The sequence below is a fragment of the Arthrobacter nitrophenolicus genome (genome assembly GCF_045833485.1).
Taxonomy (GTDB): Bacteria; Actinomycetota; Actinomycetes; order Actinomycetales; family Micrococcaceae; genus Arthrobacter; species Arthrobacter nitrophenolicus.
The window spans coordinates 381044-394900 of record NZ_CP174504.1; the positions used below are offsets into that span (position 1 = coordinate 381044).

15 protein-coding genes are annotated in these 13857 nt (G+C 63.7%); 14 read left to right on the forward strand and 1 reads right to left on the reverse strand.

The features are described 5' to 3' along the window. Window positions 1–50 precede the first annotated feature (50 nt). The 14 genes from ACJJV6_RS01720 to ACJJV6_RS01785 all read left to right on the forward strand — a co-directional run bounded on the left by ACJJV6_RS01720 (window position 51) and on the right by ACJJV6_RS01785 (window position 12961). The gene (locus ACJJV6_RS01720) at window positions 51–626 is read left to right on the forward strand and encodes a Flp pilus assembly protein CpaB (protein ID WP_407709789.1); all 576 of its coding nucleotides are present in this window, start codon (window positions 51–53) and stop codon (window positions 624–626) included. Beyond that, entirely contained in the window at window positions 626–1825 is a 1200-nt protein-coding gene (locus ACJJV6_RS01725) for a CpaE family protein (RefSeq protein ID WP_407709790.1), read from the forward strand. Before ACJJV6_RS01720 ends, ACJJV6_RS01725 begins: the two co-directional genes overlap by 1 nt. Next, complete coding sequence (locus ACJJV6_RS01730) at window positions 1822–3288, forward strand: CpaF family protein (protein ID WP_407709791.1); 1467 nt, start codon at window positions 1822–1824, stop codon at window positions 3286–3288. The genes ACJJV6_RS01725 and ACJJV6_RS01730 overlap by 4 nt, the downstream gene beginning before the upstream one ends. Then, complete coding sequence (locus ACJJV6_RS01735; protein ID WP_407709792.1) at window positions 3285–4232, forward strand: type II secretion system F family protein; 948 nt, start codon at window positions 3285–3287, stop codon at window positions 4230–4232. Before ACJJV6_RS01730 ends, ACJJV6_RS01735 begins: the two co-directional genes overlap by 4 nt. A gap of 9 nt (window positions 4233–4241) precedes the next feature. Next, on the forward strand, window positions 4242–5120 hold the full coding sequence (locus ACJJV6_RS01740; protein ID WP_407709793.1) for a type II secretion system F family protein: 879 nt from the start codon (window positions 4242–4244) through the stop codon (window positions 5118–5120). 266 nt (window positions 5121–5386) lie between these two features. Next, window positions 5387–5596, forward strand: coding sequence for a Flp family type IVb pilin (locus ACJJV6_RS01745; RefSeq protein ID WP_407709794.1), 210 nt, complete (start codon window positions 5387–5389; stop codon window positions 5594–5596). Between the two features lie 97 nt (window positions 5597–5693). Beyond that, entirely contained in the window at window positions 5694–6065 is a 372-nt protein-coding gene (locus ACJJV6_RS01750; protein ID WP_407709795.1) for a TadE/TadG family type IV pilus assembly protein, read from the forward strand. Further along, complete coding sequence (locus tag ACJJV6_RS01755; protein ID WP_407709796.1) at window positions 6053–7090, forward strand: pilus assembly protein TadG-related protein; 1038 nt, start codon at window positions 6053–6055, stop codon at window positions 7088–7090. Before ACJJV6_RS01750 ends, ACJJV6_RS01755 begins: the two co-directional genes overlap by 13 nt. A 30-nt stretch (window positions 7091–7120) precedes the next feature. Further along, window positions 7121–7876: a Flp pilus assembly protein CpaB gene (locus ACJJV6_RS01760; protein ID WP_407709797.1), complete on the forward strand. Its 756-nt coding sequence runs from the start codon at window positions 7121–7123 to the stop codon at window positions 7874–7876. After that, window positions 7873–9069, forward strand: coding sequence for an AAA family ATPase (locus ACJJV6_RS01765; protein ID WP_354175189.1), 1197 nt, complete (start codon window positions 7873–7875; stop codon window positions 9067–9069). Before ACJJV6_RS01760 ends, ACJJV6_RS01765 begins: the two co-directional genes overlap by 4 nt. Further along, the gene (locus ACJJV6_RS01770) at window positions 9069–10571 is read left to right on the forward strand and encodes a CpaF family protein (RefSeq protein ID WP_009358711.1); all 1503 of its coding nucleotides are present in this window, start codon (window positions 9069–9071) and stop codon (window positions 10569–10571) included. Before ACJJV6_RS01765 ends, ACJJV6_RS01770 begins: the two co-directional genes overlap by 1 nt. 8 nt (window positions 10572–10579) lie before the next feature. Further along, a complete protein-coding gene (locus ACJJV6_RS01775) occupies window positions 10580–11512 on the forward strand; it encodes a type II secretion system F family protein (RefSeq protein WP_407709798.1) in 933 nt (310 codons plus the stop codon). A 7-nt stretch (window positions 11513–11519) separates the two neighbouring features. Beyond that, the gene (locus ACJJV6_RS01780; RefSeq protein ID WP_009358713.1) at window positions 11520–12404 is read left to right on the forward strand and encodes a type II secretion system F family protein; all 885 of its coding nucleotides are present in this window, start codon (window positions 11520–11522) and stop codon (window positions 12402–12404) included. A gap of 92 nt (window positions 12405–12496) precedes the next feature. Further along, a complete protein-coding gene (locus tag ACJJV6_RS01785) occupies window positions 12497–12961 on the forward strand; it encodes an Hpt domain-containing protein (RefSeq protein ID WP_009358714.1) in 465 nt (154 codons plus the stop codon). Here ACJJV6_RS01785 and ACJJV6_RS01790 read toward each other — a convergent pair. After that, on the reverse strand, window positions 12958–13752 hold the full coding sequence (locus ACJJV6_RS01790; RefSeq protein WP_407709799.1) for a response regulator transcription factor: 795 nt from the start codon (window positions 13750–13752) through the stop codon (window positions 12958–12960). The two genes, ACJJV6_RS01785 and ACJJV6_RS01790, sit on opposite strands and share 4 nt — an antisense overlap. Window positions 13753–13857 lie beyond the last annotated feature (105 nt).

Consider the following 13857-nt stretch of genomic DNA (forward strand, 5'->3'; position numbering starts at 1 on the left):
CGGCAGGTACCAAGGCTTCCGACCTTGCCGGCAAAATCCGCTCAGAGTCGTTGCCTAAGTCAGCAGTACCGGAAGGTGCACTGGCCACCCTGGATGAGCAGGAGGGGAAGGTAACCGCGGTCGGACTGGAACCGGGCGAGCAACTGCTTGCAGCACGTCTGGTTGACCCCCGCGATCTTGTCCCCGGCACAGTACCCGTCCCTGAAGGCATGGAGGAAGTGACGTTCCTGCTAACCCCTGAACGACTCCTGGGTGGTCGACTTGAAGCCGGCGACACCGTAACCGTCTATTCCTCTTTCGAGACTGAGGAACAAATTCCGGCGGACGCCTCAGTCCCCGCGGAGCTCCGTGGCTGGAAACAGTCCACTGGCTTGCTCTTCCACGACGTCCTGGTGACCGCCGTACAAAAGGCAGCACCTGATACCAAGAGCAGTTCAGGTTCCAACGGCTCCGAAAATGAGGTGGAGATGCCCAACGGCTCCGCGTTTGTTACCGTAGCCCGCAGCGACGCTGATGCCGCGAAGATGGTTTTCGGGGCCGAGTTCGGAACACTGTGGCTCGCCAAGCAGACCGACAAGACCGCGAAAACAGATCCCCCTGTCACAACATTCGGCGGGCTGTACTGATGAGCCGTTTTGTAGCCGTCACAGCAGTACGCGATTTCGAAAGCCGTATACGCCAGGCAATCACAGGTGCACTCCATGGCGAACTGCAGACTCTCTCGCCGGATGTCATGACAGGCGGACCAGACGATGTCTTCAAGCAGCTCAGTGGCGCACCTCCCGAAGTTCTCATCCTCGGACCCGGAGTCTTGCCAGACGACGCCTTGAAGCTTGCCACCGTATTTGACCTGCAGTATCCGGAAATCAGCCTTGTCCTGATCGCAGAGCCAAATCCGGAACTGGTGCTCCGCGCGATGCATGCCGGTATCCGGGACGTGGTGACGTCGGAGATTGGCCTCAGTGAGCTGAGGGTCCTTCTAGAACGCGCGTGCCTGGCGGCCGCAAGCCGGCGCCGAGGGATGGCTCCGGCAGCTGAAAGCTCACAGGACCGCGGTCGGGTTATAGCAGTTATGTCCCCGAAGGGTGGCGTGGGTAAGACCACCGTCGCTACCAATCTGGCCATCGGGCTGGGCAAAGTAGCCCCAATGGGTGTGGTGCTCGTGGATTTGGACCTTCAGTTCGGTGATGTTGCTTCCGGCCTTCTGCTGGAGCCGGAGCACTCGATCACAGATGCAGTGCACGGCGCCGCCTCCCAGGACTCTATGGTCTTGAAGGCATTCCTCACAGTGCACCCGGCTGGCATCTATGCTCTTTGCGGGCCGAAGTCTCCAGCAGAGTCGGATTCCATAACGGCAGAGCATGTCAGTCGGCTCATCAACCAGCTCGCTAGCGAATTCAAGTATGTCGTGGTTGATACTGCTCCTGGGTTGGGCGAGCACGTCCTGGCAACCCTTGAGTTGGCCACCGACGGTGTATGGGTCTGCGGCATGGATGTACCAAGCATCCGAGGGCTGCACAAGAGTTTCGCCGTTCTGCGGGAACTCCAGCTTCTTCCGCAGGGACGCCACACGGTATTGAACTTTGCTGACCGCAAAAGTGGGATCTCCGTACAGGACGTTGAAGCGACCATCGGGGTTCCCGTGGACACAGTCATTCCCCGCTCAAGAACCCTTCCTTTCTCCACAAACAGGGGAATACCGATCCTGCAGAGCAACGTGCGGGACTCTGCGTCCAAAGGGCTGAAAAAGCTGGTCGACCGTTTCGACCCGCAATGGATCGCTTCACCTCAAACCAAACTTCACCGACGGGTGGTGGTGTCATGAAACTCTCGGATCGTTTGTCACGAAATAGCGGCAGCCCAGCGGCCTCAGGACAGACAGCAGGACCGGCAGGCGCACAGGAACCATCAGCACCGCTGGTAGTTGCACCGCCCGCTGCCCCTCCGCCGACCCTATCGGGTTCGGCAGGGCAGGTGGCCGTGGCCCCAGCACCGGCTGTCGATGCGCTGGCCGCCCTTAAGCAAAGGGCTGCCCAGGCTCTCTTTGAGCGGATGGGTACCCGTTTTGGCGACACTGCCTCGTCGGAAGAATCTCTTCGTAGCTCTGCTGTCGAGGAGCTTTCAGCGGTCATCGATGAGGAGCAGGTCCCGCTGTCACCGGAGGAGCGCCGCCGGCTGATTCGCGAAATTGCTGACGAAGTGATGGGCCTTGGCCCTCTGCAGCGGCTCCTTGAGGATCCTTCCGTCACTGAAATCATGGTCAATCGTTTCGATCAGATTTACATCGAGCGTCACGGGCGCTTGACTTTGACCGGCATCCGGTTCAGTTCCGATGACCACCTTCGAACGGTTATAGAGCGTATTGTCTCCAAAGTGGGCCGCCGGATTGACGAATCGTCACCCCTGGTGGACGCTCGCCTGGAAGACGGTTCCAGAGTTAACGCAATCATTCCGCCGCTCGCAGTCAACGGACCCTCGCTCACCATCCGAAAGTTCAGCAAGGTTCCACTGACCGTACAAAACCTCATTGACTGGGGTTCGCTAACTCCTGAAATGGCAGAGTTACTGAGCGCCTGCGTACGCGCGCGCTTGAACATCATCGTCTCGGGCGGTACAGGCACCGGCAAAACCACCTTGCTCAACGTGCTCTCCTCGTTCATCCCACCGGATGACCGTATCGTCACCATCGAGGATGCAGTTGAACTGCAACTGCAGCAGGAGCATGTTGTCCGCCTGGAAAGCCGTCCACCCAACATCGAGGGAAAAGGCGCCGTGTCAATCCGTGAACTCGTGCGCAATTCCCTCCGCATGCGGCCTGACCGAATCATTGTCGGTGAAGTCCGCAGCGGGGAATGCCTGGACATGCTGCAGGCCATGAACACTGGCCACGACGGTTCATTGTCCACAGTCCATGCAAACTCGCCGAGAGATGCGGTCGCACGGCTGGAGACCCTGGTTCTCATGGCGGGTATGGACCTCCCTCTCCGGGCAATCCGGGAACAGGTGTCATCGGCAGTGGACTTAATCATCCAGGTAACCCGCCTTCGAGACGGCAGCCGGCGTGTGACGCACGTGACCGAGGTGCAGGGCATGGAAGGAGATATCGTCACGTTGCAGGATGCCTTCCTGTTCGACTACTCAGCCGGCGTGGATGCCCAGGGCCGGTTCCTCGGCAAGCCCATAGCCACAGGTATTCGCCCCCGCTTCCTGGATCGGTTCGCCGACCTTGGCATCGCTGTATCACCGGCGGTCTTCGGTGCTGGCTTGGCTCCGGCAGGACGGCGATGATCGTGGAATCGCCCATCGTTTTCGTGCTTGCGGTAGCACTTTGCCTGTCCGCAATAGTTCTTGTGTTCTTCGTCGTCTTCAGGCCAAAGTTCGGCTCCATTCCCCTGGAACGGCGCCGACTGGGTATCCAGCAAGACACATCCGCTGTTGCCAGGGTTTCGCAATCAGCGGTCCATGCGATGGAAAACGTCATCGGACAGTCCGGGGGCCCCTACAACCGCGAGGTACTGTACAACGCCGGGGTCAAAATGGCGCCTGCAGACTTTACGGTAGGGGTTTCGATAGCCTCCATTCTGCTGGCCGCCTTTGTGGCACTTCTGACCCACCCGTTCTTGGGACTTTTGGCTGGGGTAGCCACCCCTTTCCTTGCCAAGTTGGCGCTGACCGTTCTGCGCGACAAGCGCCGGGCGAAGTTTGAGGCCCAGTTGACCGACACAATTCAAATGCTGATTGGCGGACTAAGGGTGGGCCACAGCATCCTCCGCTCGATTGAGGCTGCCGCCCAGGAGGCTGACGCACCAACATCTGAAGAGCTCCTCCGCATAGTCAACGAGACCCGGATCGGCAAGGATCCGCGTTTGGCCCTTGACGACGTTGCCGACCGGATGGACAGCGAGGACTTTCGTTGGATATCCCAGGCAATCCAGATCAACCGCGAAGTCGGCGGTGACCTGGCGGAAGTACTTGAGCAGGTTGCGGGAACAATACGTGAGCGAAGTGAAATCAAGGGGCAAGTAAGGTCACTCAGCGCCGAAGGAAAGATGTCGGCATACGTTCTGATGGCAATGCCAGTAGGTGTGGCCATCATCCTGGCCTTCATCAATCCGGGCTACCTCAATGTCTTCGTGGAGCATCCTTTGGGGCTGGTACAGCTGGTGGCCGCGATGGTCATGTTCGCCGTGGGCGGCTTTTGGATGAGCCGCGTTGTAAAGATCAAGTTCTAGGGGGACACGATGACACCGTTAGCGTTGCTGTTCATATCGCTGGTAGTGCTTCCCATGGCCTACCTGATCTGGGCACTGTTTACGACTGACCGCAAAGCGGCACTTGCAGTGCAGACAAACTTGACCCAGGGATTTACGCACGAGGGTGGCGCCGCCATCCAACGCCCACCGGCGCTTCTTGACCTATCCAAGCGTCTGACACCGACGGGCTACGAGGCAAAGTTGGATCGCTGGTTGTCACTCGCTGGACGGCCCGCATCACTGCCGTTGGAACGCCTAATTATTGCAAAACCACTACTCGCCCTCACTGGTGCGATTCTTGGTCTCCTAATGTTCGCCCGATCCCCTTCACCGCAAGTAATGGCTTTAGGGCTCTTCCTCTCGGTCTTCCTCTACTTCCTCCCCGACCTGTTGGTCTACAACAAGGGGGTCAAGCGCCAGAAGGACATTGAGCTTGAGCTGCCCAATACTTTGGACCAATTGCTCATATCGGTCGAGGCTGGGCTTGGGTTTGAGGCGGCCATGGCCAGGGCCGGTGGCTACGGCGGAGGTCCACTTGCGCAGGAACTAATGCGTACCCTTCAAGACCTGCAGGTGGGGCGGCCACGGCAGGAGGCATACCAGGCCCTCGCCGATCGCTCATCGGTTCAAGACTTGCGCAGTTTCGTTAGGGCCGTAATCCAGGCTGACAAGTATGGGATTGGAATTGCCAAAGTCCTCCGCACCCAGGCCAAGCAGGCCAGAGTCAAGCGTCGCCAACGTGCTGAGGAGAAGGCGATGAAGCTCCCAGTGAAGGTACTCTTTCCGCTACTCCTCTGCATCTTCCCCGTGCTGTTTATCGTTCTCCTCGGGCCAGCGGCCATCAAGATCGTCGAGGCCTTCACTTAAACCTTCGGCGGACATATGCGTCAAACGACGCCCCATAGACCGGACCCCCTCGGCACCCAGAACCGAGGGGGTCCGTTTGTGTGCCCGCACCCCAGGGATTCCCAGCGTTAGCGCAGCGAAAACCAAGCAAAAGCGCAGGATAAGTGCGGGAGTGAAAGCGTTTGCGCAGGATGCTCCAAGGTCCGGCTTTTGAGCCAATTCCGGTTGCTAACTTCGTTTCAGTGCTGGTGCAGGACCAGCCAATCCGTCTCGCACAGGAGTCTCAAATGCTTTCTCTCTACACCAACCTCATGGCCCGCCTCCGCACCGAGGAAAAGGGCGCCACGGCCGTCGAATACGGCATCATGGTCGCCCTCATCGCCGTCGTCATCATCGTCGCTGTCAGCACCCTGGGTGGCACCCTCAACGAGATGTTCACCAACGTTGAAACCAAGATCCCGGCGCCCACTACTGCACCCAGCGGTTCCGCAGGCTAACAACCTCCCCCGAGGCGGTTCCGGCCCCCCCCCATATCGGAACCGCACCCCCAACAAGGCCCAAGTACAACCAGCAACCCAGGAGGAGGTGCAGCAGGTGACGAACGATTCGGAGCGCGGAGCAGCCGCCGTCGAATTCGCGATCCTGTTGCCCCTCCTCCTGATGCTGGTCCTGGGCACCATCGAGTTCGGCCGCGCCTACAACGCCCAGATCACGCTCACAAACGCAGCGCGCGACGGCGTCCGGGTCATGGCCATCGCCAACGATCCGGCCGGTGCCAAGACTGCAGCGATAAACGCTGCGGCCTCGGTCAGCACCATCCCGGCCTCAGACATCAGCCTCAGCACCACGGCCTGCAGCACGGGGAACCAGGTTACCCTCACCATCAAATACAACCTGTCCACCATCACCGGCATCGCCGGGCCGTTCCCGATGACGGGCAAAGGAGTCATGCTGTGCGGCGGGTAAGCGGCCAGGACCACGCGGAGAAAGGCGCCGTCAGCGTCATCGTCGCCCTCCTCCTGGTCACGCTCCTCGGCTTCACGGCCATCGCCGTCGACGTCGGGGTCATCTACTCGGAACGCGCGCAGCTGCAAAGCGGCGCGGACGCCTCCGCCATCGCCCTGGCACAAAAATGCGCCAGGGACGCCACGGACGCACAATGCTCGACGACGTCCACCCTCGCCGGGAGCCTCGCCAACCAGAACGCTTTGGACGGCATGAGCAAGGTCCAAAGCATCCAGCTGGACAAGACCGCCCGGACGGTCAGCGTCACCACCAGCGCCAAGGAAACCGGCGGGAAAGACAACTCTGTCTCGCTCTTCTTCGCCAACGCGATCGGCATCCCCTCCAAGGAGGTGGGAGCCCGGTCCTCGGCAGCGTGGGGCAGCCCCAAAGCGGGCCGCACCGCGTTCCCCCTGGCGTTCTCCATCTGCCAGGTCAAGGACAACATCGGCGGCGCACTCCAGCTCCTCCAGGAACACGGCAAGAACCAGAACGCCGACTGCAACTACGGCCCGTCCGGCGCCGCAGTCCAGGGCGGCTTCGGCTGGCTGGTCCAGGACGCCGGCAAGTGCGGCGGCACCATCGACCTGGCCGTCAGCGAGGGCGGCAGCGACCCCGGCAACAACGCCCCCGGCAACTGCACCACCGAGCTCAACAAATGGGCCAGCGAAATTGCCGCCGGCCGCAAGGTGATCGTCCTCCTTCCAGTCTTCAACAAGGTGACCGGAACCGGCGCGGGCGCCATCTACGGCCTGGTGTCATTCGCCGCCTTCGAGGTCACCGGCTGGAAGTTCAGCGGCGGCACCGGCCTCCCCTACGAGTACCGCAGCGAAAAGTCGACGACGACGGGTGTCACCACCGCGACCGAATGCAAGGGCGAGTGCCGCGGCATCATCGGCAAATTCGTCAAATACGTCTCCCTCGCCGACGGCTACACCCTCGGCCCGGTGGACCAGTACGGCGCCACCATCGCGCGCCTCACCCTTTGAACACGCCCCACGAACCCACGGAGTAACACAGTGAAGTCTCGCCTGCTCGCCGGAACGGCCGCCGTCGCCCTGGCGCTCGTGGGGGCCATCCTCATCATCTTCTACGCCAACGGCGCCGACCAGCGGGCCCTGGCCTCCACCGAACCCCGCGAAGTCCTGGTGGTGAAGGAGGCCGTTCCCGCCGGCACCCCGGTCAATGACATGGCCGCCAGCCTGGTCATCGAAAAGGTCCCCGCCGCGGGCGTGTCAGACACCGCCCTCAGCACCCTCGACGGCAAGGCCGGCACGGTGGCCGCAGTGGACCTCGTTCCCGGCGAGCAGCTGCTGGCCGAGCGGCTGGTCGCCCCCGAGGAAGCCAAGGAGAGCGGCGCGGTGGAAGTTCCTGCCGGACTGCAGGAAGTCTCCTTCCAGCTGGAGCCGCAGCGCGTGGCGGGCGGGCGGATCAACGTGGGCGACCACGTGGGCATCGCCCTCAACTTCGAAGGCGGCGCGTACAAGGCCAAGGCTGAAGACGCCACCACTCAGCTCACCCTCCGGAAGGTCCTGGTCACCGCCGTCCAGCGCGCCCCGCAGGCCTCCGGCGCGGAAACCTCTGAGGCCGGCACCAACCCGCAGGACACCACCCTTCCCGAAGGCTCACTTATGCTCACCGTCGCCGTCACCGACGTGGACGCCGCCAAGATCATCTTCACATCCATCAACGGCAGCCTCTGGCTCACCAAGGAACCCGTGGACGCCGAAGACAACGGCCCCCGGATCGAACGCAAGGAAGTGGTGTACAAGTGAGCCGCTTCGTCCTCCTCTCCCCCAACGGCGAGTTCGACCAGAAGCTGCGCGCCGCCGTCGCCAACGGCCTGCGCGGCACCGTGCAGACCATCGCCTCGGACATCCTCCCGGCAGGGCCCGCCGAGCTGTTCTCCCTCCTTAACCAGGAGCAGCCCGAGGTCCTGATCATCGGCCCGGACGTGCCCTACGAGGAGGCACTCCGGTTCGCCAAGGTGTTCGACGTCCAGCTCCCCGGCCTCAGCCTGGTCCTGGTCAGCGACATCGAGCCGGACTTCCTCCTGCACGCCATGCGCGCCGGCATCAGGGACATCCTCAGCCCGCAGGCGGACGCGGCGGAAATCCGTGTCCTCCTGGAACGCGCCTGCCAGTCCTTCGCCACCCGGCACCGCAACCACGAGGCCCCGCCCACGGAAAACGGCGGCAAGGGCCTGGTCATCGGCGTCTTCTCGCCCAAGGGCGGCGTCGGCAAGACCACCCTCGCCACCAACATCGCCATCGGCCTGGGCCAGATCGCGCCCATGAGCGTGGTGATCGTGGACCTGGACCTGCAGTTCGGCGACGTCGCGTCCGGCCTGTACCTGACCCCGGAGCACACCGTCACTGACGCCGTGACCCCGGCGGCGGCGCAGGACCCACTGGTCCTCAAGGCCTTCCTCACCGTGCACCCGGCAGGCATTTACGCTCTCTGCGCCCCGCCCAACCCGGTGGACGCGGACCACATCACACCCGAGCAGGTCAGCCGCCTTATCGAGCAGCTGGCCCAGGAATTCCAGTACGTGGTCATCGATACCGCGCCCGGCATGCCGGAAATCGGCCTGGCCGCCATGGAACAGTGCACCGACGTGGTGTGGGTCAGCGCGATGGACGTCCCCAGCCTCCGCGGCCTGCGTTCCGGCCTGGAAGTCCTACGCCAGCTGGACATTATGCCCGAGTCCCGGCACGTGGTCCTGAACATGGCGGACGCCAAGGCCGGCCTCAACGTCCAGGACGTCGAGTCCACCATCGGCGCGCCCGTGGATGTCAGCGTCCCCCGGTCCCGCGCCGTGGCCCTGTCCACCAACCGGGGCATCCCCGTCCTCCAGGAATCCAGGAAAGACCCTGCCGTGAAGAGCCTCCGCCAACTGGTGGAGCGGTTCAACCCGGCGTGGCGTACCCAGACACAGCGGAAGCTTCACCGAAGGGTGGTCATCTGATGAAACTCTCCGAACGGATCAGCGCGGCCCAGGACCGCGGCCAGGCATCCGGCGCGGCCACCGCCGTGCTGGAGCGTCCCGTCTCCGCCGCCCCGGACACTTTTCCGGGCACGACGGCGGAAGGGCACCTTCCCGCGCGCCCCGCCGTCGTGGTGCCAGCGCCCGACGCCGGCACCCAGCAGGTGCCCACGGCACCCAAGGTGGATGTCTTCGCCGCCATGAAGCTGCGTGCGGCCAACGCCCTTTTCGAACGGATGGGCGCCCGGTTCAACGACGCAGCGGTCACCGAGCAGGAACTCCGGAGCACCGCCAAGGAGGAACTCTCCCGCATCATCGACGCCGAGCAGGTTCCGCTCACGTCCGAGGAACGCACCCGCCTGGTCCGCGACGTTGCCGACGACGTCCTGGGCTACGGCCCCCTCCAGCGCCTTCTCGATGATCCGGACGTCAGCGAAATCATGGTCAACCGGATGGACCAGATCTACGTGGAGCGCAAAGGCAAACTGACGCTGTCCGAGTCCCGGTTCAGCTCCGAGGAGCACCTGCGCAAGGTCATCGAACGGATCGTGTCCAAGGTGGGCCGCCGCATCGACGAGTCGTCCCCCCTGGTGGACGCCCGCCTCGAGGACGGCTCCCGCGTGAACGCCGTCATCCCGCCGCTGGCGGTGGGCGGATCCTCGCTCACCATCCGGAAGTTCAGCAAGACGCCCCTGACCGTCCGCAACCTGATCGACTTCGGCACCCTGACCCCGGAGATGGCCGAACTGCTCAATGCCTGCGTCAAGGCAAAGCTGAACATCATCGTCTCCGGCGGCACGGGCACCGGTAAGACCACCCTCCTCAACGTCCTCTCGTCCTTCCTTCCGGCGGACGAACGGATCGTCACCATCGAGGACGCCGTGGAACTCCAGATCCAGCAGGAACACGTGGTCCGGCTCGAAAGCCGCCCGCCCAACACCGAAGGCAAAGGCGAGGTGACCATCCGCGAACTGCTGCGGAACTCGCTGCGTATGCGCCCGGACCGGATCGTGGTGGGTGAGGTCCGCGGCGGCGAATCGCTGGACATGCTGCAGGCAATGAACACCGGCCACGACGGCTCGCTGTCCACCGTGCACTCCAACTCCCCGCGCGACGCCGTGGCCAGGCTCGAAACCCTGGTGCTCATGGCCGGGATGGACCTGCCGCTGCGGGCCATCCGGGAACAGATCGCCTCCGCCGTCAACCTCATTGTGCAGATTTCCCGCCTCCGGGACGGGTCCCGGCGCATTACGCACGTCACCGAAGTGCAGGGTATGGAAGGGGACATCGTCACGCTCCAGGACGCCTTCGTCTTCGACTACTCCGCCGGAGTGGACGCGCAGGGACGGTTCCTGGGCAAGCCCGTGGCCACGGGAATCCGGCCCCGCTTCATCGACCGGTTCGAGGACCTGGGCATCCATGTGTCCCCGTCGGTCTTTGCATCACCCCTGAACCCCGCCGGCACCACCACTCCCGGACGATAGGCGCCACCGTGATCCTCGCAACCGGAGCCGTCATCCTGCTCACCGCCGTCTGCCTGCTGGGCGTGGCCGTGATCCTGCCCGGCGCCCCCTCGGTGCCGCTGGACCGCCGTCGTCCGTTCGACGCCGACCCGCCGTCCTCCCTGGCACGCTTCTCGCTGACGGCCGTCCGGTCCTTCGAACGGCTCCTGGTCGGGCGGAACCTCGCCCTGTTCTCCCGCCCCCAGCTTGAGAACGCCGGGCTCCGCCTCAGCCAGGCGGAATTCTTCCTCCTGGTGGGGATCGGCGCCTGCATCGGCATGCTGGTGGGAACTGTCACCGTGGGCCCGCTGGTGGGGCTCCTCCTTGCCCTGCTGGCACCCATGATCGGCAAGCTCGTCCTCGGGTTCCTGGCCGGAAAGCGCCGGGCGGCCTTCGACGGCCAGCTCGGGGACACCCTGCAGCTCCTCTCCGGAGGACTCCGTGCCGGGCACAGCATCCTGCGCGCCATCGACGCGGCCGCGGCCGAGTCGCAGAAGCCGACCTCGGAGGAGATGCGGCGGGTGATCACCGAAACCAGCCTGGGCCGCGACCTGCTGGCCGCGCTCAATGACACGGCCGACCGGATGAAGAACGAGGATTTCGTCTGGATTTCGCAGGCCATCCAGATCAACCGGGAAGTGGGCGGCAACCTCGCCGACGTCCTGGACCAGGTCAACGAAACCATCCGCGAGCGCGCGGAGATCAAGGGCCACATCAAGGCACTGGCGGCGGAAGGCAAGTTCTCCGCCTACATCCTGATCGCCATGCCGTTCGGCATCGTGGCCATGCTGCTCACCGTGAGTCCCACCTACATGGACTCAATGTTCACCCACCCGCTGGGCTGGGCCATGATCGGCGCGTCCTTTGTCCTCATGACCATCGGCGCGCTGTGGATGCGCAAGATCATCAACCTGAAGTTCTGAGGACCCCGTGAACGTCATCATCCTCCTCTCCGTCCTGCTGGTCTGTGTCCCGCTGGCGGTCCTCGCCTGGTCCGCCCTGACAGTCGACAAGCAGGGCCGGCTGGCCGTCGGCGAACTCCTCGGCCGCGGCGCCCCGCCCGTCGCCGCGGCGCCGGAAACGAGGCCCGGGCTGCTCGAAGGCATCGGCCGCCGCCTCACTCCCCCCGCCTACGTGGCGTTCCTTGACCGGCTGCTGTCCCTGGCCGGCCGCCCGGTCTCCATGCCGCTGGGCAAGGTGCTGGGGTCCAAACTCGCCATCGGCCTGGCAGGCATCGCCGTCGGCATCTACCTGACCGCCATCGGCAGTACTCCGCTCATGAAGCTGTCAGGCCTTTTCGTCCTGTTCCTGGGCTACTTCATTCCTGACCTGCTGCTGTACAGCAAGGGGCAGGAGCGGCAGAAGGTCATCCAGCTGGAGCTCGCCAACACCCTGGACCAGATGCTGATCTCCGTGGAGGCCGGCCTCGGGTTCGAGGGCGCCATGGCCCGGGCCGGGGAGAACGGGAAGGGGCCGCTGGCGGAGGAGCTGGTCCGCACGCTGCAGGACATGCAGGTGGGCCGCAGCCGCCGCGAGTCCTACATCGCCCTGGCGGAACGGACCAACATCCCGGAGCTGCGGAGCTTTGTCCAGGCCGTGGTCCAGGCGGACACCTACGGGATCGCCATCAGCCGGGTCCTGCGGGTCCAGGCCAAGGTGATGCGCGTGAAGCGCCGGCAACGGGCAGAGGAAAAAGCCATGAAACTTCCGGTGATGATCCTCTTTCCGCTGCTGTTCTTCATTTTCCCCGTCCTCTTCATTGCCATCCTGGGCCCTGCCGTGGTTAATACCGTGATGACGTTCAGCGGCCAATGACAGCCACAAGGGCCGCTGAAGAGTCGGTCAAGGTTTACACAGATTCGCCCAAAATAGGCCAACGAAAGAATTCCAGGAAGTAGCCTTGAACAATGCACAGTCCAGATTCCGGCTCCAGCAGCGAGGGCCTTTCTGCCGGCCCCTTGCCGGCCGGGATCACAGCGCCCAGCCTTTCCGCGCCCTCACAGGAAGCGGCCGGGCTCTTGCCGCTCATTGACGCCGCCGTCCTGGACGAACTGGAAGACGAACTGGCCGGAACCGGGCTGGCCAAACGCTTCGCACGCGACTATGCGGCCATGTGGGACCAGCGCTATTCGCGCCTCGCCGCAGCGGTCCACAGCCAGGACAGCGAGTCGGCACTGGATGCAGCCATCAGCCTGAAGATCAGCTCCGCCATGGTGGGCGGCGTTCGCCTTGCCAAACTGGCGGAGCTGCTGGAAACACTGATCCGCCTGGGTGACTTTGGCCAGGGCAAGGTCCTGATGGAGCGCGTGGCCATGGACGGCGGCCTGACCATCACCGAGCTCCAGTCCACGTACATCCTGGGAACGGACTAGGTCTTTCCCACGGGCCGTGCCGGTGCCAGCCGGTAGCCCACGCCGCGCACGGTCTGCAGCCAGCGCGGCTGCAGCGGGTCCTCCTTGAGCTTGCGCCGCAGGTTGCCGATGTGGACTTCGACTGCGCGCTCGTCCGCCTCGCTGATGTACGTATCCTCGTCGTAGAAGTCGCCTCGGACCGCCTTCACCAGGTCCGCCCTGGTACACACCGCGCCGCCGCCCTTCAGCAGCACGTGGAGAAGGTCGAACTCGCTGCGGGTCAGCGCCAGGGGCTCACCGTTTACCTCCACGGTCCTGGTCCGGTGGTTCAGGACCAGGCCGTTGTGCTGCAGGACGGCCACGTCATGGGTCCGCGTTGCAGCGGCAGCGGGCGTGGATGCCCACGCGGCGGATGCTGGCTTTTGGGCGTTGATTTCGTGCCGCGGCCGCCGCATCATGGCGGCAACACGCGCCCGCAATTCCCTGGGGCGGAAGGGTTTGGCGATGTAGTCGTCCGCCCCCGCGTTCAGCGCTGAGAGCAGGTCCGGTTCCTCGGTCCTGCCCGTCAGCATCACCACGTAGGCGTTGCTGAAATGGCGGATCCTCCGGAGGACCTCAAACCCGTCAATATCGGGCAGGCCGATGTCCAGCGTCACCACGTTGGCCTGCTTGCTGCGGACCACCTCAACCCCGGCCCGCCCGTCACATGCTGTATGGACTTCGAAGCCGGCCTGGCTCAGGACCCCTTCCAGGAGGTTCCGAACGTCGGCATCGTCTTCGATGACCACAGCTACACCAAGATCGTCGTCCATTGCTATCCCCATGCCAGGCGGATACGACCCCCCCATCGGCCCAGCGCCAATGCCATACCCGCTCCAACCATTTATACGCTACAAGTAAGCCAGGCTGATTACATC